Genomic DNA, 25,232 nt, shown 5'->3' with positions numbered 1-25,232 from the left:
GCGTCGGGTCCGCGAGATGCTCCTCTTTGCCGCCTGTGTGCCGGTTCGCCCCCTCTCCGGGACGCTGTCGGTGGCATGCGGCAGGATGGGTCGGATGGACGACCGGATGGACGAGTTGCCGCAGTACCCCGCATACGCGGAGCGGGTTCTGGAGGTCGCCGAGCTGATCCCGCCGGGCCGCGTGATGACGTACGGGGACGTCGCGGAGTGGCTCGGTGAGGGCGGACCCCGCCAGGTCGGCCGCGTGATGGCGCTCTACGGCGGCCCCGTGCCGTGGTGGCGCGTCGTGCGGGCCGACGGAGTCCTGCTGCCCGGCCACGAGCTGCGCGCTCTGGACCACTATCGCGCGGAGGGCACACCGCTGCGGGACGCGTCGCGCGTCGCCGAGGGACATCTGCCGCGTCTCGACATGAAGCGGGCGCGGTGGGACGGCGTGGAGCGGCGCGACGCCGGCCCGGGCGGCGCCGTTCCGGGAGATGTGCCTCACAGCGAAGGGGCTCACAACGGGGCTCACATAGGACAGCTTCCGCCAAATGGCGGCGCTGCGGGCGGTCCGACGACCGTACGGGGTACGTGACGCGACCGCTGCCCGCGCGGCGTGGCAGGGCGTAGCGTCCCTTGCGCGCGGCACGCGCCGCACTCTCCTCATCAGCACACCCACCAGGACCGGCGATCCACGTGAGTTCCTCCTCCACAACCGGGCGTCCGGCGTACCCGCACCAGGTGCGCCGGAGGTCCCCGGGCGCGTACCGACTGGTGCGCACCCCGCCGGTCCCCGTGGAACCCCCTCACCTGGACGCGGCGCAGCGCGCCGTGGTTGACCACGGCCACGGGCCGCTGCTGGTCCTGGCCGGGCCGGGCACGGGAAAGACGACCACGCTGGTGGAGGCGGTCGCCGCGCGGATCGCCCGGGGCGCGGACCCGGCGCGCCTCCTCGTGCTCACCTTCAGCCGCAAGGCCGCGGTCGAACTGCGCGACCGCATGGCGCTGCGGCTCAAAGGGGTGCACGGGCCGCAGGCGACCACGTTCCACTCCTTCTGCTATGCCCTCGTGCGGGCCCACCAGGACGCCGACCTGTTCTCCGAGCCGTTGCGGCTGCTGTCCGGACCGGAGCAGGACCTCGCCGTACGCGAACTGCTCGCCGGCCAGATCGACCTGGAGTGCCACGGGATGGCCGGGGTGCGCTGGCCCGACGAGCTGCGGGCCTGCCTCACCACGCGCGGTTTCGCCGACGAAGTGCGGGCGGTGCTGGCGCGCAGCCGCGAGCTCGGACTGGGCCCGGACGCCCTGTCGCGCTTCGCGGCCCGTACCGGCCGGCCCGACTGGGGCGCGGCGGCGGCCTTCCTGGCCGAGTACCTGGACGTGCTCGACATGCAGGGCGTACTCGACTACGCGGAGCTGGTCCACCGCGCGGTGCTGCTGGCGGAGAGCGTGCTGTCGCCCAGGGACCTTCCGTACGACGCGGTGTTCGTGGACGAGTACCAGGACACCGACCCGGCGCAGGTGCGGCTGCTGCGGGCGCTGGCGGGCGGGGGCCGCACGCTGGTCGCCTTCGGCGACCCGGACCAGTCCATCTACGCCTTCCGCGGGGCCGATGTGAACGGCATCCTCGACTTCCCCGACGCCTTCCGGCACGCGGACGGCAGGCCGTCGGACGTCGCCGTGCTCACGACGTCCCGGCGCAGCGGGGCCGCGCTCCTGGAGGCGACGCGCCTGCTGACCCGCCGCATGCCGCTGACCAGGCTCCCGGCGGACAAGGTCCGGGCGCACCGCGACCTGGCGGCGGTCCGGGAGGGCGGCCGGGTGGAGGCGTACACCTACCCGACGGCGTCCACGGAGCTCGACAACATCGCGGACATCCTGCGCCGCGCCCACCTCGAGGACGGGGTGCCCTGGCGCGAGATGGCAGTCCTGGTCCGCGCGGGCGGCCGCACGATCCCGTCCCTGCGGCGGGCCCTGACGTCGGCGGGCGTCCCTCTGGAGGTCGACGGCGACGACATCCCGCTGCGCCACGAACCGGCGGTGGCCCCGCTCCTGACGGCGCTCCGAGCGGCGGCGACGGCGGCGGCTCGCGGCCCGGCCGTCGGCCCTGCACCGGCCGACACGGACGAGGCTGCACCGTCGCCCGCCCCTGCCGAGGACGTGCCGGACGCGGGGGCCGCGGGGGCCGAGGGGGCCGAGGACGTGCCGGTGCCGGACGCAGATGCGCTGGGCGCCGTCGCCGAGGGCGTGCAGGTTCCTGGCGGGGACGCGCCCGGACCGGAGGCCGGGGGGGCCGGGGGCGCGGGCGGTGATGTGCCCGCCGTCGGCGGCGGTACGCCGCGCCCGGAAGCGGTGGTGGGCGGTTCCGGTGGTCCGGAGACGGTCGGCGCCACCGCGGCGGACGCGAGTGAGCCCGTACGCGCCGAGGAAGCACCCGCCCCCGGCGGTGACGTCCCGCACGCGGAGGGTGCGCGCGACGGCGCTGCGGCCGGTGACGGCCCCGACGCCGAGGGCGACGGCGGCCCCGGCGAAGGCGACTCGTGGCTCGACACCGAGACCGCGCTCAGCCTTCTCACCTCACCCCTCGGCGGCATGGACTCCGCCGACCTCCGGCGCCTCGGCCGCGCCCTGCGCGACGAGGAGCGGGCCGGGGGCAACCGCCTGCCGCCTCCCTCCGACCAGCTCATCGCCCGCGCGCTGGCCGAGCCGGAGCGCCTCGTCGCGCACGACCCCGCCTACGCCCGCGGCGCCCAGCGGCTCGGCGCACTGCTGCGCAAGGCCCGGGAACTGCTCGAAGGCGGCGGCACCGCCGAAGAGGCGCTGTGGCTTCTGTGGGACGGCACCTCCTGGCCGCAGCGCCTGGAGCGCGCGGCCTTCCGCGGCGGCGCGGCCGGCCGCAACGCCGACCGCGATCTCGACGCCGTCTGCGCCCTCTTCGAGACCGCCGCACGCGCCGAGGAACGCACCGGCGGTCGCGGCGCGCTCAACTTCATCGAGGAGCTCGACGCCCAGGACATCGCCGCCGACACCCTCTCCCGCAGGCAGGTCCGCCCCGACGCCGTACGGCTGATGACCGCGCACCGTTCCAAGGGCCTCGAGTGGAGTCTCGTCGTCGTCGCCGGCGTACAGGAGGGCCTGTGGCCGGACCTGCGCCGCCGCGGTTCGCTCCTGGAGGCCGACCGCATCGGACGCGACGGCCTCGCCGAGCCTCTCACCCCCGGCGCGCTCCTCGCCGAGGAGCGCCGTCTCTTCTACGTCGCCGCCACCCGCGCCCGCGACCGGCTCGTCGTCACCGCCGTCAAGGCCCCCGCCGACGACGGCGACCAGCCCTCCCGCTTCCTCGCGGAGCTCGGCACCGAGCCCCGCGACGTCACCGGCCGCCCCCGCCGCCCCCTCGCCGTCGCCCCGCTCGTCGCCGAGCTGCGGGCCACCACCGTGGACCCGGACGCCTCCCCGGAGCTGCGTGACGCCGCCGCCCGCCGTCTCGCCCGGCTCGCGGCGCTCACCGACGACGAGGGCCAGCCCCTGGTGCCGTCGGCGCACCCGTACCGCTGGTGGGGCATGCTCGACCCCACGCACAGCGCCGTACCGCTGCGCGACCGGGACCGGCCCGTCACCCTCTCGGGCAGCGCCCTGGACCAGCTCGCCAACACCTGCGCGCTCCAGTGGTTCCTGGGGCGCGAGGTCAAGGCGGACGCCCCGGCCACCGCCGCCCAGGGCTTCGGCAACGTCGTCCACGTCCTCGCCGACGAGGTCGCGTCCGGCCGCAGCCCCGCCGACCTCGCCGTCCTCATGGAACGGCTCGACTCCGTCTGGGACGCCCTGGTCTTCGACGCGCCCTGGAAGTCGAAGCAGGAGAAGGAGCACGCGCGCGTGGCGCTCGAACGCTTCCTGAGCTGGCACGTCATGGACCGTGGCGGACGGACCCCCGCGGCGACCGAGCACGACTTCGACGTGGCCCTGGAGGCGGGGGAGTACGAGGTGCGCATCCGCGGCTCCATGGACCGCGTCGAACAGGATGCCCAGGGCCGCGCCTACGTCGTGGACTTCAAGACCGGCAAGCAGTCGCCCACCCGGGACGAGGTCGCCCGTCACCCTCAGCTCGCCGTGTACCAGCTGGCCGTCCGCGAGGGCGCCGTCGACGAGGTCTTCGACGGGCGCAGACCGGAGCCCGGCGGCGCCGAACTCGTCCAGCTGCGCCAGCCCGCCGCCAAGAAGGAGGGCGGCGACGCACTGCCCAAGGTGCAGGCGCAGGAGGCACTCTCGGGAGAGTGGGTCGGCGAACTGCTGGCCACCGCCGCCGGCCGGGTGCTCGACGAGCGTTTCACGCCGTCGACCGGCCAGCACTGCACGCACTGCGCGTTCCGCGCCTCGTGCAGCGCTCAGCCGGAGGGCCGCCAAATAGTGGAATGATCGGTGTTTTTGTCAGCATTGACTCCCTTTGCCTGCATCCAATGAAGGTCCACGGCAGCCGGTACGGGCTGCGGCAGGCGGATCTTCGAGGAGCGACACATGGCGGGCACGAGAAAGTCCCTGAGCACGGCGATCGCGTGCGTGAGCGCGATCGCCGCACTGGCGGGATGTTCCCAGGACAGCGGCGTCAAGGCCGGGCACGCGGCGGGCGAAGGCCGGGTGCCCGCCGCCGCGACGACGGGTGCGACGGGTGACTCCCTGAAGGGCCTGAGTGCCGATCAGATCGCCGAGAAGGCGGTGAGGACGACGAAGGCGGCCAAGTCGCTGCGCATGAAAGGCGCGATCGGGACCGACGACGGGGAACGGGTGTCGGTCGACCTCGCGATGGACGCGAAGGCCAACTGCACGGGCCATCTGGGCATCGAGAGCGGTCGCGCCGACATCCGCAGGCTCGGCGAGGTGCTGTACATGAAGGGCGACGAGGCGTTCTGGCGCGCCTCGTTGAGCCGCCGCGCCTCCGCCTCGCCGGACGGGGGCAACACCGACACCGTGATCGAGCTGATGAAGGGCCGCTGGATCAAGATGCCAGCCAGCGCCGTCGAGGAGATGCGGGGCGTGTGCGACCTCGACGAGATGCTCGCCGAGCTGGACGAGGAACAGGCGGACCGTACGGGCATGACGCTCGGCCAGGACAGCGAGATCGACGGCGTACCCGTGGTGACCCTCGTGAAGAAGAAGGGCCGGGAGACGACGACCGTGTACGTGGCGAAGGAGGGCAAGCCGTATCTGCTGAAGGTCGTCAAGACGGGCGGCAGCGAACCGGGCACAGTCGCGCTGTCCGACTTCGACAGGCCCGTGAAGGTCAAGGCGCCTCCTGCGGACGAGGTCCTCGACCTGGGGCAGCTCGGCAACACACAGTTCGGCACGGGGACGGGAACGGGCGCGGACGTCGAGTCGGCGGGACCGGGCGCGGCGACCGGTAGGGACGGCGCCGGTGAGGGCGACGGTGTCGGTGCGACCACGCCTTGACCCTCGCCTCCGCTCCCGGCCCAGGGGGACCGCCGCTGTCGGTGGTCCCCATTAGCCTCTTTGAGGTGACCGCACGCATCACCGACCCCGAGCAGCTCAAGGAGCTCCTCGGCATCCCGTTCACCCCGGAGCAGACGGCCTGCATCACCGCGCCGCCCGCCCCGCAGGTCATCGTGGCCGGCGCCGGCTCGGGGAAGACGACGGTGATGGCGGCGCGCGTGGTGTGGCTGGTCGGCACCGGCCAGGTCGCGCCCGAGCAGGTCCTCGGCCTCACGTTCACCAACAAGGCGGCGGGCGAGCTCGCCGAGCGCGTCCGGACCGCGCTCGTACGGGCGGGGGTGACGGACCCGGACGCGATCGACCCCGACAACCCTCCGGGCGAGCCCCGCATCTCGACGTACCACGCCTTCGCCGGACAGCTGCTGACCGACCACGGGCTGCGCATAGGGCTCGAGCCGTCGGCGCGGCTCCTCGCCGACGCCACGCGCTACCAGCTCGCCGCGCGCGTGCTGCGTGAAGCACCGGGCCCGTACCCGGCGCTCACCCGGTCCTTCCCCTCGCTCGTCAGCGACGTCCTCGCGCTCGACGCGGAGCTCGCCGAGCATCTGGTGCGCCCCGAGCGGCTCGCGGCGTACGACACCGAGCTGCTGGGCATCCTGGAGACTGCCAAGCTGAGCAACGCCGACCTCCGCAAGGTCCCCGAAGCGGCAGCGGCCCGCCGCGAGCTGCTCGATCTGACCGTCCGTTACCGGGCTTCCAAGCGTGAGCGCGACCTGCTCGACTTCGGCGACCAGATCGCGCTCTCCGCCGAGCTGGCGCTCACCCGTCCCGAGGTCGGCACGATCCTGCGGGATCAGTTCCGGGTCGTCCTGCTCGACGAGTACCAGGACACGTCGGTGGCGCAGCGACTGCTGCTGTCCGGGCTGTTCGGGCAGGGCACGGGGCACGCCGTCACCGCGGTCGGCGACCCCTGCCAGGCGATCTACGGCTGGCGCGGCGCGTCCGTGGCCAACCTGGACGACTTCCCGCTCCACTTCCCGTTCTCCGACGGCAGCCCCGCCGCCCGCTTCTCGCTCAGCGAGAACCGCCGCAGCGGAGGCCGGCTGCTGCACCTGGCCAACGACCTGGCGGCTCCGCTGCGCGCGATGCACGAGGGGGTGGAGGCGCTGCGGCCCGCGCCCGGCGCCGAGCGGGACGGCCTCGTCCGCTGTGCCCTGCTGCCCACGCACGCCGAGGAGATCGACTGGCTCGCCGACTCGATCGCCCACCTGGTGCGCACCGGCAAGGAGCCCGGCGAGATCGCGGTCCTGTGCCGTACGGCCGGCGACTTCCCCGAGATCCAGGCGGCACTCGTCGCCCGTGACGTCCCCGTCGAGGTGGTGGGCCTGTCCGGGCTGCTGCACCTGCCGGAGGTCGCCGACCTGGTCGCCGTGTGCGAAGTCCTCCAGGACCCGGGCGCCAACGCCTCGCTCGTACGCCTCCTGACCGGTCCGCGCTGGCGGATCGGGCCGCGCGACCTGGCGCTGCTGGGCCGCCGGGCACGGCTGCTGGTGCACCGGACCGGCGCCGACGACGACCCCGACCAGCGCCTCGCGGCGGCGGTCGAGGGCACCGACCCGGCCGAGGTCGTCTCGTTGGCCGACGCCCTGGACACCTTCCTGGAGCCGGGCGGCGGGGAGGACGACGGCCTGCCCTTCTCGGCCGACGCGCGGGTGCGGTTCGCCCGTCTCGCGGCCGAGCTGCGTGATCTGCGGAGGGCGCTGGCCGATCCGCTGATGGACGTCCTGCACCGGGTGCTGTCCGCCACCGGACTCGAGGTGGAGCTGTCCGCCTCCCCGCACGCACTCGCGGCCCGCCGGCGCGAGACCCTCGCCAACTTCATGGACGTCGCGGCCGGGTTCGCCGCGCTGGACGGCGAGGCGACGCTGCTGGCCTTCCTCGGCTTCCTGCGGACCGCCGCGCAGTACGAGAAGGGCCTGGACAACGCCCTCCCGGGCGGCGAGAACACCGTCAAGGTGCTGACCGCCCACAAGTCGAAGGGCCTCGAATGGGACGTCGTCGCCGTGCCGGGCCTCGTCGCCAAGCACTTCCCGAACGATCAGGCGCGCGAGTCCTGGACCTCGCAGGCCAAGGTGCTCCCGCACGCGCTGCGGGGTGACGCGGACACGCTCCCGGACGTGCGGTCGTGGGACGCGCGGGGCCTGAAGGCGTTCAAGGAGTCGATGAAGGACCACCAGTACACGGAGGAACTGCGCCTGGGGTACGTGACCTTCACCCGGCCCCGCTCCCTCCTCCTCGGCTCGGCGCACTGGTGGGGCCCCAGCCAGAAGCGCCGCCGGGGCCCTTCGGCGTTCCTCCAGGCGCTGTACGAGCACTGCGTGCAGGGCCACGGCGAGATCGAGGTCTGGGCGGAGGAGCCCGAGGAGGACGCGGAGAACCCGGCGCTGCGGGCGGCGGACGCGGACCACGCCTGGCCGCTGCCCCTGGACCCGGCCTCCCTGTCCCGCCGCCGCGAGGCGGCGGAGACGGTGCTGACCCACATGGCGTCCCTCGCGGCGGCACCGCCCATGCCTGCGGCTGACCCGGCCGGTCCGGACGCGCCCGACGACGGGGAGTGGCCCGAGGAGCCCCCGGCCGACGAGGAGGAGCCCCCTTACGACGAGCCCCCCTACGACGAGCCCCCCTACGACGAGCCCTCCTACGACGACATGGACACCGCGCCGCTCGTCCCCCGCCAACAGAACCGGTCGCCCGAGCACATGCCCGCGCCCCAGGATCCCGGCGACGGGGCCACCGCGCCGCCCGTGGGGGACCTCACCCCCGAGGACGCCCGCACCGTCGCCTCGTGGGACCGCGACCTCGACGCGCTCACCGGCGAGCTCCGCCGCACCCGCGCCTCCACCCGTGACGTCCTGCTGCCGCGGTCCCTGTCGGCCTCGCAGCTCCTGCGTCTCGCCGCCGACCCCGACGGCTTCGCCCACGACCTCGCCCGCCCCATGCCCCGGCCGCCGCAGCCCGCCGCGCGGCGCGGCACCCGGTTCCACGCATGGGTGGAGTCGCGGTTCGAGGAGCTGCCGCTGCCCATGCTCGACCCGGACGACCTCCCCGGGGCCCCGGGCGTCCCCGGAGCCGCCGCCGACGTCCACGACATTGCCGACGAGCAGGACCTCGCCGCGCTCAAGGACGCGTTCGAGCGCACCGAGTACGCCCGCCACACCCCGTACCGCGTCGAGGCGTCGTTCCAGATCACCCTCGCGGGCCGCGTCGTACGGGGCCGTATCGACGCGGTGTACCGCACCGGAGAGCACACGTACGAGATCGTCGACTGGAAGACCGCCCGCGACGGCGCCGCCGACCCCCTCCAGCTCGCGGTCTACCGCCTCGCCTGGGCCGAGCAGCAGGGCGTCCCGCTGGACGCCGTCTCCGCCGCGTTCGTCTTCGTCCGCAGCGGGGAAGTCGTCCGACCCGGCACGCTCCCGGACCGCTCGGGGCTGGAGCGCATCCTGCTGGGTGGGACGGCCGACGAGCCGGAGCCGGTGGCCCGTTAGGCTCAGGAGCATGAGCGAGACCCCGGACAGCGCTGTCCGTACGTACATCGAGCAGCACCGCACCGCCTTCGTCGACGACCTCGTCGAGTGGCTGCGGATCCCGTCCGTGTCGGCGCAGCCCGACCACGACGACGATGTACGGCGCAGCGCCGACTGGCTCGCGGCCAAGCTCGCGGAGACCGGCTTCCCCGTCACCGAGGTCTGGCCGACGCCGGGTGCTCCCGCCGTGTTCGCCGAGTGGCCGTCCAGCGACCCGGACGCGCCCACCGTGCTGGTCTACGGACACCACGACGTGCAGCCCGCGGCCCGCGAGGACGGCTGGCGCACCGACCCGTTCGAGCCGGTGATCGAGGACGGCCGCCTGTACGCGCGCGGCGCCGCCGACGACAAGGGCCAGGTGTTCTTCCACACCCTCGGCGTACGCGCGCACCTCGCCGCCACCGGCCGCACGGCACCGGCCGTCAACCTCAAGCTCATCGTCGAGGGTGAGGAGGAGTCGGGCTCTCCCCACTTCCGTGCCCTGGTCGAGGAGCACGCGCACCGCCTCGCGGCCGACGCCGTGATCGTCTCCGACACCGGCATGTGGTCCGAGACGACGCCCACGGTCTGCACCGGCATGCGCGGCCTCGCCGACTGCGAGATCACCCTGTACGGCCCCGACCAGGACATCCACTCCGGTTCGTTCGGCGGCGCCGTCCCCAACCCGGCCACGGTCGCCGCCCGCATCGTCGCCGCCCTGCACGACGAGGACGAGCGGGTCACGGTCCCCGGCTTCTACGACGGCGTCGCGCCGCTGGGCGACGCCGAGCGGGAGCTGTTCGCCGAGCTCCCCTTCGACGAGGAGTCCTGGCTGCGCACCGCCAAGTCCCACGGAACGCTCGGCGAGGCCGGGTACACCACGCTGGAGCGCATCTGGGCCCGCCCGACCGCCGAGGTCAACGGCATCGGCGGCGGCTACCAGGGCGCCGGCGGCAAGACGATCGTCCCGTCGTCGGCCTTCGTGAAGCTGTCGTTCCGGCTGGTGGCCGGGCAGCAGCCGGACAAGATCGAGCGGGCCGTCGCCGACTGGGTCGCCGCCCGCGTCCCCGCCGGGATCCGCCACGAGATCGTTTTCGGCGCCGCCACCCGCCCGTGCCTGACACCGCTGGACCACCCGGCCCTGCGGGCGGTCGTCCGCGCCATGGGCCGCGCCTTCGACGGCGAGAAGATCCGCTTCACCCGCGAGGGAGGTTCCGGCCCGGCCGCCGACCTCCAGGACGTTCTCGACGCCCCCGTCCTGTTCCTCGGTATCTCCGTACCGTCCGACGGCTGGCACGCACCCGACGAGAAGGTCGAGCTGGACCTCCTCGTCAAGGGCGTGGAAGCCTCCGCCCACCTGTGGGGCGACCTGGCCGCCGCACTTCGCTGAACCGACACCGATCACCCGGGGGAGTTGGAAGAACACCGTGAGCACCGACAGCTACGCCGCCGCAGACCGCCCCATCGCCCTGACCGCGCCGAGCGGCATCGACCGCGAAGCGCACAACCGTCTCGACGAGGCATGGCTCGCTGCGGCATGGAGCCACCCCACGACCCGGGTCTTCGTCGTCTCCGGCGGCCAGGCGCTGATCGACGACACACCGGACGGCCGCACCGAGCTGGTCATGACCCCCGCCTTCGAGGCACCGGTCACCGAGACCCACCGCTACTTCCTCGGCACGGACGAGGACGGGGTGCGCTACTTCGCCCTCCAGAAGGACTCGCTGCCCGGCCGCATGGACCAGTCGGCCCGGCCCGCGGGGCTGCGCGAGGCGGGTCTGCTGCTCAGCCCGCGGGACGCGGGGCTGCTGGTGCACGCGGTGGCGCTGGAGAACTGGCAGCGGCTGCACCGCTTCTGCTCGCGCTGCGGCGAGCGCACGGTCATCGCGGCAGCGGGGCACATCCGCCGCTGCCAGGCGTGCGGCGCCGAGCACTACCCGAGGACCGACCCTGCCGTGATCATGCTCGTCACGGACGACGAGGACCGTGCCCTGCTCGGCCGCCAGGTGCACTGGCCCGAGGGCCGTTTCTCGACGCTCGCGGGCTTCGTGGAGCCCGGCGAGTCGATCGAGCAGTCCGTGCGGCGCGAGGTGCGCGAGGAGGTGGGCGTCACCGTCGGTGACGTGCAGTACGTCGCCAGCCAGCCCTGGCCCTTCCCCTCCAGCCTGATGCTCGGTTTCACCGCACAGGCGACCTCGTCGGAGATCACCGTGGACGGCGAGGAGATCCACGAGGCGCGCTGGTTCTCCCGGGAGGACCTGCGGGCCGCGTTCGAGTCCGGGGAGGTGCTGCCTCCGTACGGGATCTCGATCGCGGCCCGCCTCATCGAGCTCTGGTACGGCAAGCCGCTGCCCAGGCCCGGGGATGTGCTCTGACGGTCCGGACCCCGCTGTCGCGCGGGGCCGGGCACGGGGACGTGCTAGGCGCCGATCTTCTGCTTGACCTGGGCCAGCGACGGGTTCGTCAGCGTGGAACCGTCCGGGAACAGGACGGTCGGCACGGTCTGTAGACTTCCCGCTACGTGAGGGCGGCCAGGGAGGGCCGCCCCTTGTGGGGGAGGGAAGAGCGTGAGCGAGAAGCCCAGGGCTCTTGGCGTGGTCCGTCTGTCCGTCGGCAACGAGAACCAGACGGGGGAGGAGACGCAACGCACCCGCATCAGCAAGCGTGCGGACGCGGAGGAAATGGAGTTGGTCGACTTCGCCGTCGACATCGACGTGTCGGCGTCCATCTCGCCGTGGGTACGCCCGTCCCTGGGCGACTGGCTCAACAACAAGAAGGACCAGTTCGACCACATCATCATCCTGAAGATCGACCGCATCGCGCGGTCGGTCCGCCACCTCTCGGACATCATCGAGTGGTGCGAGGCGAACGGTAAGGGCCTCATCTCCTGCGAGGAGGGATTCGACCTCTCGAAGCCGTGGGGCAAGACCATCGCCAAGATCCTGGCTGTGGTCGCAGAGGCCGAGCTGGACGCCATCAAGGCCCGCAACAAGGCTTCCCGGGAGACCATGCGGAAGACCGGCCGCTGGCCGGGTGGCCTTGTCCCGTTCGGACGTAGAGCAGTGAAGGGCGACGCAGGCTTCACTCTGGAACTCGACCCCGAGTACGGCCCGACGCTGATCGAGATGATCCGGCGCTTCATCGAGAAGCCGAGCTTCTCGGCCGTCGCCGACTGGTTGAACGAGCAAGGCGTACCCACGGCTCAGGACATCGCTCGCATCCGCGCGGCGGCAGGCGAGAGCACAACTCGGCTGGCCGATCCGAAGCCTCGGGGAGCCAGGTGGACGCCGACCACAGTGCAAGCCGTACTGATCAGCCGCTCCCTGCTCGGGGAGTACGTACGCGCCAGTGGCGCCGTAGCCCGCAACGACGACGGCACACCTGTCATGCGCTCTGAGCCGGTACTGAACGAGGAGGAGTGGACGAAGCTGTCGGAAGCCGTCGCCTCGGTCAAGTACAAGAAGCAGAAGGGCTCTACGTCGCCGACGGTGGGCGTGACGTTCTGCCTGTTGTGCGGGAGCGCCCTCTACTTCGTGAAGGGCGACCCGGCCAAGGGCAAGCGCGAGCGGTACCGCTGTCACGGCAACAAGAGCAAGGGCATCCAGGCATGCCCGAAGCAGAGGTTCTGGGCCGAAGACCTGTACCCCTGGCTGGAGTCGACCCTGTTGGGCGAGATCGGCCACTTGGAACGGATGGAGTCGAAGACGACCATCGACGACAGCCGTGCGGCGAAGCTCGCCGTGATCGACGGCAAGATGAACCAGCTCCTGAAGGAACTCCAGCAGGACGAGCTCAGCGCCGTCGCGTACGCCTCGCAAGTCGCCAGCCTTGCCCAGGATCGGGAGAAGGTCACGAGCCAGGAGGGGCCGAAGCCAGTGACCGTATGGACGGGTACGGGCGAGGGCTACGCGGAGTGGTGGGAGCGGTCGAGCGTCGACGAACGGCGCGAGTGGCTGAAGAAGCACAAGGTCAAGGCGTACTTCGGACATGACGTCCTGGCCATCGATCCCGGCGACCTGATCGAGAACATCAAGCAGCAGGGCATCACGTACTGGGATGTGCCCTCCAAGTCTTCTCAGGTGCTCTCACCGATCACGCCGATCTCTTTGCCGGGCAAGCCGTACGAGAAGCCGAAGGCGCTTACGTGTGTGGAGTGGGAGATCGTCAGCCGCTGGGAGGACTTCGAAGCGGAACGGGAAGCGCAGCGGGCGAAGGCCGGGGAGGAAGCCAAGGGAGCAGAGGGAATCGAGATGGTTCCCTCTGCCTGATGCAGGCTGAGTAACCGAGGAAGGCCCCCGACCTGGGGGCCTTCTGTCTTGCGATCAGAAGGGCGGCGGCTCGTGCCCTGCTTCTTGAAGCCGGTCGGTCAAGCCGTCGTAGTCGAAGTCCACCGGCGAGGGAGCTGCGTACGCGTCTCCGAACCAGCGTCGACGCTGTTCCTCTTGCCTGGCCTTGCCAAGATCTACGAAGGACAAGGTGGGGGCCGAAGGCCCCCCAAGGGAGCCAGCCCCTTCGTCTTCCTGCTGGGGGCCGCTCACGCGGCCCACCTTCGCCGGCTGCTTGCGTCCTTCGTCTTCGCCCTGTCGGCCCCCTACGGGGGGCCGCTCTTCGCCTACCGGCTTGCTCTTCGCCGCTGGCTCCTCACTCCTGCCGCCGTCGCTCTTGAAGGTATGTAGGTTGTATGGCTCCTCAGCCATACCCCCCTGCTTCGGCAAGGTGAGTCGGTAGATCACTGGACCATCCGGCACCTTGCCGGTCTTCGTGAGCCAGCCAGCCTTACGCAGTCTGCCCACGATCTTGTTGACCGTCTGCTCCGGGGCCTTCCCGCCGTAGCCGAGTTCCTTGGCGATCGTCCCGTTCGACGGGCACACGTTCTCGCCTGTCTCGTAGTCCGCGTACAACGCCATGGCGACGCCGACCAGCTTCTCTGCGTGCTTCATGTTCGAGCGCACCAGCGCACGACGCCATACGTGCTCCTGTATCGCGGGCTTCCCTTCTCCGAAGACTCAACAAGGACTCCGAAATCTACAGGTCTCCAGGAACAAAAGCGCAGGTCATCGCATGTGAGGCGCCTCTCAGGCGGACCCCAGAACCGTGGCAGGATTTGGGCCGCCAAGACACGGCGGTCGAGCAAGGCCCCTTCAAGGGGTCATACCCCCCTTCCGCCGTTGCCTCTCACGTCGCCCCTGCCTCCCTCCGCCGTCGACAGGCTGAGCCAGGGCGAGCGAGGCGGGCGAGAGCACAAGGACAGGCAGGCAGGCGCACGACCGTGGCGCAGCGTGACCAGTAACGGGCGTCTCGAAAACCAAGGTTTGTGAGACGAGACGGCAAGCGCCCCAGAAGGGGGCGCAGCCCTGTTCAAAACCCGTCTCGAAACTTCCGTCTCGGGCTTGATGTATTGAGACGAGTTCTGAGACAGTCCCGATCGTGACGACGAACACGATCACTGGTCAGCTCATCGGTTACGCCCGCGTCTCTACCGATGACCAGGAAGCGCAGTTGCAGCGCGACGCACTGACGGCCACAGGCTGCGCCCGGATCTTCGAGGACAAGGCATCGGGCAAGAACACCGACCGGGCAGAGCTGCGGGCAGCGCTCGACTACGCCCGCCCCGGGGACACCCTGTGCGTGTGGAAGCTTGACCGCTTCGCCCGTTCCCTCATCGACCTGGTGACCATGGTCGACACCCTTCGAGAGCGCGGCATCGGGTTCAAGGTGCTCACGGGTGCACTGGCCAACATCGACCCTGGTACGGCCGATGGCCGTCTCATGCTTCAGGTGGTCGGAGCCATGGCGGAGTTCGAGCGCAGCCTCATCAAGGAGCGCACCCGCGCAGGACTGGACGCAGCAAAGGCACAGGGGCGTACTGGCGGACGGCCGACCGTGGTCGATGAGGACGTGCTCACCGTGGCCCGTGCCAGGAAGGCGAAGGGCGAGAGCGTGAGCGCCATCGCCAAGGCTCTCGGGATCTCCCGAGCCACCCTCTACCGCCACCTTGGAGAGAGCGCCTGAGACAGGCGCACAGCGCCTTCCGGCAGGCCCTCGGCTCACGCCGGGGGTCGCTGTCATACGTGGGCGTCTGACGCCGTCTGACAGGCGTAATGATGCCTGCCCCTGCCGACCACGGGGGGAGTCGACAGAGGCAGGCACAGGGGGTGCAGGTCGCTCGAACCGCTCCCCCCTCCGGCGCACCTCGGTCGTGATGCTCGCCGTCCCTCAGCGCGCCGGGGGCCTGTCCCTCACTCTTCCCGGACCACCATCGCGAACGATGTGCAGATCCGTCGGAAGCCCCTGTGCCCGCTCCGGCCTGTGTGGCTCATGCACTCCACGTCGACCGCAGCGCCATCCGTCGAGGGCGTGGCCATCCACTTGCAGTGAAGGCACTCCGCTTCGAAGGTCACGTCAGTGTCCGGGTGCTGCGTGATCCTGTGCTTCACGTACCGCATGACGGAGCGCACCATCACTCGGCCCCGTGGTCTTCCCGCAGGTGTGTACGGAGTACGACGTTCGCATCTGACGCCTTCGAGTAGTCGCCAGCCGATCGGGCGTTGGTTCGAGTCACCGCGATACCGAGGCACTCGCGGCAGCCTGCCACGGGGTCCGGCTCCCGGGCTGGAGCTGTCACGTGCACTGGCTCCGCCATCGTCGTCTTCGGTGTGCTCATCCTGTACGGCCTCCCCGCCTGGATCTCGCTGCGATCCATCCTTGGGGCTCCAGCGAAGCGGCCCTACGTTCTTTCCTGTTGAGGCAAGAACTCGTCTCGGATGCTCTCGACCAGGGCGCGCATGTCATCGCCGAAGAGCGCCACGTCGGCGAACCGCTCGAAGGTGTCGACGTACGTCTGTATGTCCCTGGGGTCCCGTGTCGTGATCTCCGAGTGGAACGTCTCGACGATCACAAGCCGGTCATCGTGGATGCTGAAGCACGTCATGGGGAAGTCCGGCATCCGACCAGTCAGGGGAACCACCCCAACGGTCACGTTGGGAAGGCGGGACAGGGACACGAGCCGATCAAGTTGTACCGCCATCACGACTGGCTCACAGATCAGCCACCGTAGGACGTGCTCACAGATCACGAAGTAGAACGACCGGCCTTCTTCGTAGAGCGTCGCCTGCCGCTCCATCCTCGCTGCCACCGTCCGAGCCCTGGTCTCGTCCGGCAAAGCTGGGGGCAGGGAGAACACCGCCGTGGCGTACTCCGGTGTCTGGAGGAGCCCGGGGATGAGTTGCCCCTGAAACAGCCTGAGAGCGGCTGTGTTGGCCTCGATGGCCTTGATGGTGTTCTGGTGCTTCCACGGGCCCATACGGCGTAGCAGGCGCCACGCTGTGGCCTCGGTGACCTCGGCTCGGGCAGTTGCGAGGAACTGTTCCTTCACTGCGGCCGAGACGCCGAGCGCGGACAGGATCAGGTCGACGTCCTGAACGGTGGGCAGGGTCCGGCCGTTCTCGATCTTCGAGAGCTTCCCTGCGGACATGGAAGCCCTGCGGGCTACAGCGTCACCGGTCAGTCCCGATGCTTCCCGCAGTGCCCGCAGGGCTCTCCCGATCGACTCCGTGGTCAGTGATGCCGCTCCCAGTAGGCCGCGAACGGCACGGCGCGGGTGAGCGCCAGGTCGCGGTAACCCTGGTACTCCCTCAGTCGGTCGGTAGGCAGGAGTTCACCGCCGATGAACTTGCCCTCGGGGGTGTAGTGCATGCGGTACACGTCACGGTCGTCGAAGAGCCAGAAGTCGTGATCGGGCAGGCCGGTCACCTTCTGCTCGGCAAGGTCGATGATCCCGATGGACTCCCCGGCCTTGATGTTGCCGAGGTAAGCCGAGAGCTCGTAACGCAGGTAGTCAGTCAGAGGGGAGCGCAGGACGTGGACGCGGGACACGCTCTTGCCCTTGTCGGTCATCGAGCGCACCCATGGGTTGTCGCTCCACTCCGGGCCCATGTCCTCACCCGCGAGGAACCGAGAGATCTCCTCCCGCTCCTCCTCCACGTCATACACGTCGAGCGTCTCCAGCCGGAACGCAGTCCGCTCGAAGGTCTCGAAGAGACGGCCGAACTCCTCACCGCTGAGCACGGAAGAACTCCTCAAGTACGGCGGCCGGGACCATGACGGCCGTCTCCCCCTCGGGGAGATCGAGCTGTGCCAGCCGCTCAGGATCGGTGATCACGTAACCCTGCACCACGTAGTCCTTGCCGTCGTCCGTACCCCACAGCGTGGGGCACGTGCCGTTCTTGCACTCCGGGTCTCCCGACAGTTTCCGCAGCGGTGCGCCCACGGCTTCCCCCTTACGTCGACAGTTCTTGTCGCGTTCGATGCTTCTGGCCTGCGGCCAGCACGGTCAAGATCCCCGGCTTTCCAAAACGGGAAAGTGCCCTGAGAACACAAAACCCCCGATCAGCTCCAAGCCGATCAGGGGTTGCGTGTCGTGGCGGTCAGACGCCGAGCGCCTGCTTCACCTGGGCAAGGCTCGGGTTCGTCATCACGACTTCAGCGCCACCATTGGAGGGAACTACCTGAACAGTGGGAACGGTCTGGTTGCCGCCGTTGGCCTTCTCGACGAAGGCCGCCGACTCCGGGTCCAGCTCGATGTTGACCTCGGTGTACGCGATGCCCTCGCGGTCCATCTGGCTCTTCAGGCGGCGGCAGTAGCCGCACCAGGTGGTGCTGTACATCGTCACAGTGCCCTGCATCGTCTCTCGTGCTCCTCAGCTCGCGGGTGCGTGTTCACCTCGCCCTAGAACGTAGGCGACCGGCCCGGCGATTCCCGAGCCTGCGGACGACGGGTGCAGGGGGCGCGGGTGCCGGGTTCGGGAGGCCGGTGCCGGCGGGCACGCAGGCCTGTGCCGGTTCGTACGACGAATACCGGGTCCCTGTGGACAACCGCCGCACCCGCCTCCCGCGACCTGGCAGCATGGCGGGGTGACAGCAGCAACGCACTCCTCTCTTTTCCCGCAGGTCCCCGAGTCGGCCGACGCGGTGCTCGACGGGCTCGACCCCGAGCAGCGCGAGGTGGCGACCGCCCTGCACGGCCCGGTGTGCGTGCTGGCAGGCGCCGGCACGGGCAAGACGCGCGCGATCACCCACCGCATCGCGTACGGCGTCCGCGCGGGGATACTCCAGCCCGCCAGCGTGCTCGCGGTCACCTTCACCAACCGGGCGGCCGGTGAGATGCGGGGCCGGCTGCGCCAGCTCGGCGCCGGCGGCGTCCAGGCCCGCACCTTCCACTCCGCGGCCCTGCGCCAGCTGCAGTACTTCTGGCCGAAAGCCGTCGGCGGCGATCTGCCCCGGCTCCTGGAGCGCAAGATCCAGCTGGTCGCCGAGGCCGCCGCTCGCTGTCGCGTCCGCCTCGACCGGAACGAGCTGCGGGACGTGACCAGCGAGATCGAGTGGGCCAAGGTCACCCAGACCGTGCCCGCCGACTACCCAGCCGCAGTCGCCAAGTCCCTGCGGGAGGCTCCGCGCGACCCGGCGGAAATCAGCCAGATCTACGCGATGTACGAGCAGCTCAAGCGCGACCGCGCGGCCATCGACTTCGAGGACGTGCTGCTGCTCACGGTCGGCATCCTCCAGGACCGGCACGACATCGCCGAGCAGGTCCGCCGCCAGTACCAGCACTTCGTGGTCGACGAGTACCAGGACGTGAGCCCGCTCCAGCAGCGCCTGCTGGATCTGTGGCTCGGGGACCGGGACAGCCTGTGCGTGGTCGGCGACGCCAGCCAGACGATCTACTCGTTCACCGGCGCCACCCCTGACCACCTGCTGAACTTCCGCACCCGCCACCCCGACGCGACCGTGGTCAAGCTGGTCCGCGACTACCGCTCCACACCCCAGGTCGTGCACCTGGCCAACGGTCTGCTCGGCCAGGCCCGCGGCCGCGCCGCCGAGCACCGTCTCGAGCTGGTCTCCCAGCGCGATCCCGGCCCCGAGCCCGCCTACGTCGAGTACGGGGACGAGCCCGCCGAGGCCGAAGGCACCGCCCGCCGCATCCGCGATCTGATCGCCGCGGGCGTCCCGGCCGGCGAGATCGCCGTTCTCTACCGGATCAACGCCCAGTCCGAGGTCTACGAGCAGGCCCTGGCCGACGCGGGCGTCCCGTACCAGCTGCGCGGCGCGGAGCGCTTCTTCGAGCGCCAGGAGGTCCGCGAGGCCGGGGTCGCCCTGCGCGGCGCCGCCCGGGCGGGGGCCAACGACTCCTTGCTCGACGACGCGGAGGACCTGCCCTCCCAGGTCCGGGCCGTACTCTCCACGAAGGGCTGGACGACCGAGCCGCCCGCGGGATCGGGCGCGGTGCGCGACCGCTGGGAGTCCCTCGCGGCACTGGTCCGCCTCGCCGAGGACTTCGCCCGCGCCAAGCCCGGCGCCACGCTCGCGGATCTCGTCACCGAGCTCGACGAGCGCGCCGCCGCGCAGCACGCCCCCACGGTCCAGGGCGTCACCCTCGCCTCCCTGCACTCGGCCAAGGGCCTGGAGTGGGACGCGGTGTTCCTGGTCGGCCTGACCGAGGGCATGATGCCGATCACCTACGCCAAGACCGACGAGCAGGTCGAGGAGGAGCGCCGGCTGCTCTACGTGGGCGTCACGCGCGCCCGGCTCCACCTGTGCCTGTCCTGGGCGTTGTCCCGCGCTCCGGGCGGCCGCGCCTCCCGCCGCCCGAGCCGCTTCCTGAACGGCCTGCGTCCCGGATCGGCCGGGCCCGGCAGCCGCGGGACCGGTGGCACGGGCGGTGTCGAGCGCGGCAGCGGCGGCAAGCGCAAGCGGCGCGGGCCGGTGCTGTGCCGGGTCTGCGGCAAGACCCTCACCGATGCCGGTGAGATGAAGCTGATGCGCTGCGAGGACTGCCCCTCGGACATGGACGAGGCCCTGTACGAGCGGCTGCGCGAGTGGCGTTCCGACCGCGCCAAGGAGCTTGGCCAGCCCGCGTACTGCGTGTTCACCGACAAGACACTGATGGCGATCGCGGAGGCGGTGCCGGGCACCGAGGGCGAGTTGGCCGGCATCTCCGGGGTCGGCGGCCGCAAGCTGGAGCGCTTCGGCACCGATGTTCTGGCCATCTGCGCAGGTGAGGAGCCGATGGGGGCCGACGAGGAGGACTGATGCAAACTCGTCGAAAAAATAGTTTGCGCCCGCCCAGGCAAGCCCCATAGGTTCTTAACCACGCGAACGGCGGCTTCTCTGAAGCCCTGTCCTCGTGCTGTACTTATCCGAATACCGCGACCGGCTCGCCCGGTCCCCGAGACGCCGAGAGGAGGCGATTCCAGTGATCAGCATCAAGACCAGCTTCGTCAGCACCGCCAAAATGACCGATCGCTCGGCCGCCTCCGCCTGCTCGCTCGGCTTCTCCTCGGCGTTCATCCGCACCGGTATGTCCGGCGACTTCGCCGTGCTTCCCGTGTCCGGCCTGGGCGGCCTCCCCGTCCTGGAGCGCAATGAGCGACCGACCAAGGCACTGGAAGCAGGAGTAGCAGCGGCAGAGGCTCAGGCCTATGCCTTTGCGGCGGCCAGTGCCGAGACCCAGCAGCAGACGACGCACCACCACTCGATGTGGGCCTTCCGTGGGCTCGAACCCTGGAGTGATCCAGCCTGATCCAGCATCAGGCCGGCGCCTTCAGGGCCGCGGAACCCCACCCGGGATCCGCGGCCCTTCTGTTTTCCCCAGCGGGATGACAGAGCGAAGGGGCCTCGGGACCAGAAGCACCCGGTACCAACAGCCAACCGGCCGACCGGCCGGCACGACAGACGAGGAACAACACACCGTGCAACTCGAAGCGCACGCCCCGTCCGTACCGCCTTCCCAGCCGATCTCCCCGCCCGCCCTTCCCGAGGACTCCACCTTGACTCCCCTCACCGCGCTGACCGCGCTCGACGACGCCATCGAGAACCTCGGCGTACCCGTCCCCTGCCGCTCCTACGACCCGGAGGTCTTCTTCGCCGAGTCGCCGGCCGACGTCGAGTACGCCAAGTCCCTCTGCCGTACCTGCCCGCTGATGGAGGCCTGCCTCGCCGGCGCCAAGGAGCGGCGTGAGCCGTGGGGCGTCTGGGGCGGAGAGCTCTTCGTCCAGGGTGTCGTCGTCGCCCGGAAGCGGCCGCGTGGTCGCCCGCGCAAGAACCCGGTCGCGGCATGAGCACCGCAGGAACCATCGACCGACCCCTCACGCACGATCCCCATAAGCAGGCCCCGATGACCTCTTCCGCCAGCGAGCCGTCAGGCTCCGCCACTCCAGCTGTCACCACCATCGGCGCGAACGCCTCGCGTCAGAACAGGACTCGCGAAATGCAACTCATCCCAGAAGCCCTGGCTCGTGCGCATATGCACGAGCGCCGGCGCGAAGCCGATGCGGAACGTCAGGCCGTGCGCCTGGTCGCCGCCCGGCGGATGCAGCGCCGTGCCGAGCGCGTGTCGATGCGCGCCCGCCGCGCACTGGCCATGGCCGTCATGAACTGACGGCACACGCTGTCCCCGCGGGGGCCGGTCCGTTCGGACCGGCCCCCGCGGTGCGTTGCCCGCGCGGACGGCCAGGGGCGGCGGTATCGTCGCGAGGTGGACCAGGACAAGACGCCGCAGCCCGGACAGCAGGGCGCGCAGGCACCGGGCGCGGAGAGCACCGTGTGCTCCAGATGCGGTACGACCGCCGAGGGGACGCCCGCGACTTGGACCTTTTCCGTGGAGAACGGGGTCCGCCTCTACCTGTGCGAGGACTGCGCACGGGCCAACATCAGGGCGATCGAGGGCAGGCTCGACTCGGCCTGGTGGTGACCGCACGCCGGCCCCCCGACCGCCACGCGCCGGCCAGTCCTCCGGTCAGCCCTGTGCCTCGAGCGCCACGTCCGCGCCGGGTCCCTCCTGCTCCCCGACCGCCTCGTGGGCGCCGCCACCCTCCTCCGGTTCGAGGAACCCGGGCAGCCAGTCCTCCAGCTCCTCCCGCAGCCGCACCGACGCGTTCAGCTGGCAGAGCACGCCGATGGTGCTCAACGTCACACGGTGTATCAGCAAATACGCGGGCGGCAGGTTGAGCTGCTTGCCCAACTGGTGTGCCGGGGAGCGGATGTCGGCGATCCGCGCCGCCTGCGTGCGCATCCAGCCGCGGGTGAAGGTGAACTCCTCCGCCTCGGCGGGCTCGATGATCGGCAGCAGGTACTCGAGCACCGCCTCCGGGTCGAGCTCGATCGTCTCCTTGACGAAGCCCTCTTCGCACAGCATCCGGTAGACGGCCTCGGCCTCGCCCGCCAGCGTCATCCGCAGACATTCGCCGATGGGGCGCGGGAGCCCGCCCGGCAGCCGGTCCACCGTGCCGAAGTCCAGCACGCCAAGCCGCAGGGGCTCGCCCTCCTCTCCCGGAAGGAGCCGGAAGTTTCCCGGGTGGGGGTCGGCGTGCAGCAGTCCCGTACGGGCGGGGCCCGAGAAGAGGAACCGGGACAGCAGCTGGCCGGCGCGGTCGCGCTGCTCAGGTGTGCCGTCGGCGATCACCTCGGCCAGCGGTATGCCGTCGATCCACTCGGTCACCAGCACCTGGTCGCACTGGTGGACCACGTCCGGCACGACCACATCGGGATCGCCCGCGAACTCCGCCGCGTGCTCGCGCTGTGCCTGAGCCTCCAGCTCGTAGTCCAGCTCCTCCGAGACCCGGTCGCGCAGTTCGGCGATCAGGGGCTTGATGTCCATCCCCGGGACGAGGGGGCCCAGGAGCTTGGCGAAACGGCTCAGCTGGGTGAGATCCGACAGCAGGGCGTCACCCGCGCCCGGGTACTGCACCTTGACCGCGATCTCGCGCCCGTCGTGCCACACCGCCCGGTGCACCTGGCCGATGGAGGCGGCGGCCGAGGGTTTGTCCTCGAAGCTCAGGAAGAGTTCGCGCCACTCCTCGCCCATCTGCTGCGCGAGCACGGCGTGGACAGTGCGCGTCGGCATCGGGGGAGCGGCGTCCTGCAGCTTGGTCAGTGCCGCGCGGTAGGGGCCGGCGACCTCCTCGGGCAGCGCCGATTCGAAGACGGACATCGCCTGCCCGAACTTCATTGCGCCTCCCTTAAGCTCGCCGAGCACCTTGAACAGCTGCTCCGCCGTGCGCTGTTGCAGTTCACGGGCCACGATCTCCGCGGACTTGCCGCCGATCCGCTTGCCGAGTCCCCACGTGGCACGGCCGGCGAAGCCCAGCGGCAGTGCGGCCAACTTCGCGGTACGAGTGACCGCCTTCCGGGGAAGATCAGACATACGCCCCTCCAAATCCCAGCCGGCGTGCCGCATCGGCCTTACGGCGTCGCGCCGTTGACGGCGGTTACCCGGCCATTGTCTCGTGTGTCGGACCGATCCCCGAGGTGTCTCTGCTCTCAGTCCTGCCCGCGGCACCGCACGGGCAGTCGGCGTGGGGCGCGATCCGCTCGGACCGCCACTGCACCGACGGCAGCGACACCTCCCAGCGGGCGTCGGCGCTCGCCGGCAGGTCACCGTCGAGGAAGGACAGTGCGTGACAGGCTGCGAGCCCGGCGACCACGGTGGCCAGCGCGGCGTCACAGGCCGAAGACACCACCCTGCGCCGCCCCGAACGCCACTGCGCGAGCAGTATCGACCGGGCCGGATCCCGCTCGGTCCGGTCCCGCTCCAGGCAGGTGGCGCAAGCCGTGCTCCCCGGCACCACCAGCGGGCCGACCACACCCGTCGCCTCCACAACCCCCGCGTAGAGATGGGGAATACCGGCGGAGACCCAGTCCTCGGCGGGCAACGGGTCCGGTGCGTAGGCGCCGAGCCCGTCGCGCGGGGCCACCACGACGAGACAGAGCGCCGGCTCTCCGCCGCCCGGCTCCGCCACCTCCGCCCTGCGCGGAGCGCGGTCGGGCGCCGAGCGGCGGACCAGACGCCGGGCCGCCGCGTCCCGCCGCTGCCCGATGTCCTCGGCGGTCAGTCCGCCGGGCACGACGTCCGCCGGCTCGGTGAACCCGCCGTCCAGGACCTCGACCCGCCCCACTCCCGCCGCCGACAGCGTCGCCGCGATCAGGGCGCCGACGCGTCCGGCGCCGCGCACCTGGATCCCTATGGCCCGCCGCGCCGCCAGCCTCCGCATCGCACCGCCCGGCTCGGGGTGGACCACGGACAGGGAGGCCAGGTCCGGACGCAGCCGGTCGACGGCGTCCGGCCTCCTGCGCAGCGAGTCCGCGGCCGGTCCGCCGGCTTTCGGGTCGTCCAGGAGCCCCGCGGCCGCCAGCCGGCCGACCAGCGCGTCGGCCCGCCCGTCCGGCAGTCCTCTCGTGCGCGCCTCGGCACGCAGGAGATCCAGTCCCCGGGTGCCGTCCAGCAGGTCGATGAGCGAGCCGGTCGCGGTGTCCAGCGGCCCCACCGTCACCGCATGGGCGCGTGTCACCCCGACCTGCACGGACTGGCGGTCGCGCCATGCCCGCCGCAGGGCAGGCTTCATCATCGGATGCATATCCGTCCCCGTTCCCCCGTTGAATTTCCTGGTCTTCCCTCTTCGGACCGCTGTCAGAATGCCCGTCCGCGCCGAGGCGTGTGAAAAGTTGTCCACAGGTGCGGGGTATTAGTCGTTCAAATCGTGCAGCCATGGAGTGGATCAGGCGAGAACCGTCCCCGAGTCGGGACTTCCCGTACTGGCAGCGGGTAACGTCGGGGCGTGCCCGTCGACCCTTCCCCGCCACTCACCGGGGAGAACTCAGCGCGCGGCGCGGGAACCACGCGAAACGCCGGTCGTCACCCGCACCGCGGGCCCGTCACGAGTGCGGTCGAGGTCCGCAGGAGCGCCCGGCGCAGCAGAACGGTCTCCGCGTACCGCGAGGGCGACCGCACCATCGTGCTGATTCCCGCCCGGATGTCCGAGGCCGAGGAGCGCCGGTGGGTCGGCGTGATGCTGGACAAACTCGCGGCGCAGGAGAGCAAGCGCGTCCTCGGCGACAGCGAACTGTACGAGCGTGCCGAGCGGTTGTCGGAGCAGTACTTCGACGGACGGGCAAGGCCGACCTCCGTGCGATGGGTGACGAATCAGAACACCCGTTGGGGCTCGTGCACTCCGGCCGAGGGCAGCATCCGGCTCTCGCACCGGTTGCAGGGCATGCCCGAGTACGTCGTCGACTACGTGCTCGTCCACGAACTCGCCCATCTGCTGGTCCCCGGGCACGGGCCGCGCTTCTGGCGGCTGCTGGAGGCCTATCCCCGTACCGAAAGGGCCCGCGGCTACCTCGAAGGCGTCGTCGCCGCAGGCCGGCTGCCGCACCTCCCCGCCGCACGCGAGGAGTGAGCGCCGCCGG

General features: G+C 71.0%; 21 protein-coding genes and 1 pseudogene. 14 read left to right on the top strand and 8 right to left on the bottom strand.

Features of this window, described 5'->3' with window-relative positions; genetic code table 11:
* Positions 1-94: 94 nt before the first annotated feature.
* The 6 genes from QFZ82_RS14275 (at position 95) to nudC (ending at position 11,365) form a co-directional block, all read left to right on the top strand.
* The gene (locus QFZ82_RS14275) at positions 95-577 is read left to right on the top strand and encodes an MGMT family protein (protein ID WP_307713528.1); all 483 of its coding nucleotides are present in this window, start codon (positions 95-97) and stop codon (positions 575-577) included.
* Between the two features lie 101 nt (positions 578-678).
* Positions 679-4,395 (top strand): ATP-dependent DNA helicase, encoded by a 3,717-nt coding sequence (locus QFZ82_RS14270; RefSeq protein ID WP_307713527.1) that lies wholly within the window; start codon positions 679-681, stop codon positions 4,393-4,395.
* Positions 4,396-4,494: 99 nt separating this feature from the next.
* Positions 4,495-5,424 (top strand): hypothetical protein, encoded by a 930-nt coding sequence (locus tag QFZ82_RS14265; protein ID WP_307713526.1) that lies wholly within the window; start codon positions 4,495-4,497, stop codon positions 5,422-5,424.
* A 65-nt stretch (positions 5,425-5,489) separates the two neighbouring features.
* Positions 5,490-8,972, top strand: a complete 3,483-nt coding sequence (locus tag QFZ82_RS14260) for an ATP-dependent DNA helicase (RefSeq protein ID WP_307713525.1) — start codon at positions 5,490-5,492, stop codon at positions 8,970-8,972.
* 10 nt (positions 8,973-8,982) lie between these two features.
* A complete protein-coding gene (locus QFZ82_RS14255) occupies positions 8,983-10,380 on the top strand; it encodes a dipeptidase (protein ID WP_307713524.1) in 1,398 nt (465 codons plus the stop codon).
* A gap of 37 nt (positions 10,381-10,417) precedes the next feature.
* On the top strand, positions 10,418-11,365 hold the full coding sequence (gene nudC, locus QFZ82_RS14250; RefSeq protein ID WP_307713523.1) for an NAD(+) diphosphatase: 948 nt from the start codon (positions 10,418-10,420) through the stop codon (positions 11,363-11,365).
* Positions 11,366-11,409: 44 nt separating this feature from the next.
* On the opposite strand, the pseudogene QFZ82_RS14245 reads toward nudC, so the two are convergent.
* Positions 11,410-11,505 (bottom strand): annotated as a pseudogene (locus QFZ82_RS14245) (NrdH-redoxin); the annotation flags it as partial.
* A 52-nt stretch (positions 11,506-11,557) separates the two neighbouring features.
* Between QFZ82_RS14245 and QFZ82_RS14240 the strand changes: the two are divergent.
* Positions 11,558-13,258 carry a recombinase family protein gene (locus QFZ82_RS14240; protein WP_307713522.1) on the top strand — a complete coding sequence of 567 codons (1,701 nt, stop codon included), beginning with the start codon at positions 11,558-11,560 and terminating at the stop codon, positions 13,256-13,258.
* A 54-nt stretch (positions 13,259-13,312) separates the two neighbouring features.
* On the opposite strand, the gene QFZ82_RS14235 is transcribed toward QFZ82_RS14240, so the two are convergent.
* Positions 13,313-13,930: a helix-turn-helix domain-containing protein gene (locus QFZ82_RS14235; protein WP_307713521.1), complete on the bottom strand. Its 618-nt coding sequence runs from the start codon at positions 13,928-13,930 to the stop codon at positions 13,313-13,315.
* A 487-nt stretch (positions 13,931-14,417) separates the two neighbouring features.
* Here QFZ82_RS14235 and QFZ82_RS14230 point away from each other — a divergent pair, with 487 nt between their 5' ends.
* On the top strand, positions 14,418-15,002 hold the full coding sequence (locus tag QFZ82_RS14230) for a recombinase family protein (protein WP_307713520.1): 585 nt from the start codon (positions 14,418-14,420) through the stop codon (positions 15,000-15,002).
* Between the two features lie 715 nt (positions 15,003-15,717).
* Here QFZ82_RS14230 and QFZ82_RS14225 read toward each other — a convergent pair.
* From QFZ82_RS14225 to QFZ82_RS14210, 4 genes are all read right to left on the bottom strand, one after another.
* Positions 15,718-16,524 carry a helix-turn-helix transcriptional regulator gene (locus tag QFZ82_RS14225; protein ID WP_307717715.1) on the bottom strand — a complete coding sequence of 269 codons (807 nt, stop codon included), beginning with the start codon at positions 16,522-16,524 and terminating at the stop codon, positions 15,718-15,720.
* 23 nt (positions 16,525-16,547) lie between these two features.
* Positions 16,548-17,057, bottom strand: a complete 510-nt coding sequence (locus QFZ82_RS14220) for a DUF6879 family protein (protein ID WP_307713519.1) — start codon at positions 17,055-17,057, stop codon at positions 16,548-16,550.
* A complete protein-coding gene (locus QFZ82_RS14215; RefSeq protein ID WP_307713518.1) occupies positions 17,044-17,259 on the bottom strand; it encodes a hypothetical protein in 216 nt (71 codons plus the stop codon). The genes QFZ82_RS14220 and QFZ82_RS14215 overlap by 14 nt, the downstream gene beginning before the upstream one ends.
* A 157-nt stretch (positions 17,260-17,416) precedes the next feature.
* Positions 17,417-17,674 carry a mycoredoxin gene (locus QFZ82_RS14210; protein WP_307713517.1) on the bottom strand — a complete coding sequence of 86 codons (258 nt, stop codon included), beginning with the start codon at positions 17,672-17,674 and terminating at the stop codon, positions 17,417-17,419.
* A 229-nt stretch (positions 17,675-17,903) separates the two neighbouring features.
* Between QFZ82_RS14210 and QFZ82_RS14205 the strand changes: the two genes are divergently transcribed.
* The 5 genes from QFZ82_RS14205 (at position 17,904) to QFZ82_RS14185 (ending at position 21,738) form a co-directional block, all read left to right on the top strand.
* Positions 17,904-20,078: an ATP-dependent DNA helicase UvrD2 gene (locus QFZ82_RS14205; protein WP_307713516.1), complete on the top strand. Its 2,175-nt coding sequence runs from the start codon at positions 17,904-17,906 to the stop codon at positions 20,076-20,078.
* 163 nt (positions 20,079-20,241) lie between these two features.
* Positions 20,242-20,568: a hypothetical protein gene (locus QFZ82_RS14200; RefSeq protein ID WP_307713515.1), complete on the top strand. Its 327-nt coding sequence runs from the start codon at positions 20,242-20,244 to the stop codon at positions 20,566-20,568.
* 169 nt (positions 20,569-20,737) lie between these two features.
* The gene (locus tag QFZ82_RS14195) at positions 20,738-21,106 is read left to right on the top strand and encodes a WhiB family transcriptional regulator (RefSeq protein WP_177150607.1); all 369 of its coding nucleotides are present in this window, start codon (positions 20,738-20,740) and stop codon (positions 21,104-21,106) included.
* The gene (locus QFZ82_RS14190; RefSeq protein WP_307713514.1) at positions 21,103-21,426 is read left to right on the top strand and encodes a hypothetical protein; all 324 of its coding nucleotides are present in this window, start codon (positions 21,103-21,105) and stop codon (positions 21,424-21,426) included. Before QFZ82_RS14195 ends, QFZ82_RS14190 begins: the two co-directional genes overlap by 4 nt.
* Before the next feature lie 96 nt (positions 21,427-21,522).
* Positions 21,523-21,738 (top strand): hypothetical protein, encoded by a 216-nt coding sequence (locus QFZ82_RS14185; protein ID WP_307713513.1) that lies wholly within the window; start codon positions 21,523-21,525, stop codon positions 21,736-21,738.
* A 45-nt stretch (positions 21,739-21,783) separates the two neighbouring features.
* Here the strand turns inward: QFZ82_RS14185 and QFZ82_RS14180 are convergent, their stop codons facing one another.
* On the bottom strand, positions 21,784-23,190 hold the full coding sequence (locus QFZ82_RS14180; RefSeq protein ID WP_307713512.1) for an AarF/ABC1/UbiB kinase family protein: 1,407 nt from the start codon (positions 23,188-23,190) through the stop codon (positions 21,784-21,786).
* 64 nt (positions 23,191-23,254) lie between these two features.
* Positions 23,255-24,400 carry a TOMM precursor leader peptide-binding protein gene (locus QFZ82_RS14175; protein ID WP_307713511.1) on the bottom strand — a complete coding sequence of 382 codons (1,146 nt, stop codon included), beginning with the start codon at positions 24,398-24,400 and terminating at the stop codon, positions 23,255-23,257.
* Between the two features lie 201 nt (positions 24,401-24,601).
* Between QFZ82_RS14175 and QFZ82_RS14170 the strand changes: the two genes are divergently transcribed.
* On the top strand, positions 24,602-25,222 hold the full coding sequence (locus QFZ82_RS14170) for a M48 family metallopeptidase (protein WP_307713510.1): 621 nt from the start codon (positions 24,602-24,604) through the stop codon (positions 25,220-25,222).
* The last annotated feature ends 10 nt before the right edge of the window (positions 25,223-25,232 follow it).

The organism is Streptomyces sp. V4I23 (assembly GCF_030817975.1).
GTDB lineage: Bacteria > Actinomycetota > Actinomycetes > Streptomycetales > Streptomycetaceae > Streptomyces.
This window is presented reverse-complemented; position numbering and strand designations above follow the sequence as displayed.

Coding starts and splice junctions, on each gene's coding strand:
- QFZ82_RS14275 (WP_307713528.1), top strand. CDS start 95: ATGGACGACCGGATGGACGAGTTGCCGCAGTACCCCGCATACGCGGAG.
- QFZ82_RS14265 (WP_307713526.1), top strand. CDS start 4,495: ATGGCGGGCACGAGAAAGTCCCTGAGCACGGCGATCGCGTGCGTGAGC.
- QFZ82_RS14255 (WP_307713524.1), top strand. CDS start 8,983: ATGAGCGAGACCCCGGACAGCGCTGTCCGTACGTACATCGAGCAGCAC.
- QFZ82_RS14235 (WP_307713521.1), bottom strand. CDS start 13,930: ATGAAGCACGCAGAGAAGCTGGTCGGCGTCGCCATGGCGTTGTACGCG.
- QFZ82_RS14210 (WP_307713517.1), bottom strand. CDS start 17,674: ATGCAGGGCACTGTGACGATGTACAGCACCACCTGGTGCGGCTACTGC.
- QFZ82_RS14190 (WP_307713514.1), top strand. CDS start 21,103: ATGAGCACCGCAGGAACCATCGACCGACCCCTCACGCACGATCCCCAT.
- QFZ82_RS14180 (WP_307713512.1), bottom strand. CDS start 23,190: ATGTCTGATCTTCCCCGGAAGGCGGTCACTCGTACCGCGAAGTTGGCC.
- QFZ82_RS14175 (WP_307713511.1), bottom strand. CDS start 24,400: ATGCATCCGATGATGAAGCCTGCCCTGCGGCGGGCATGGCGCGACCGC.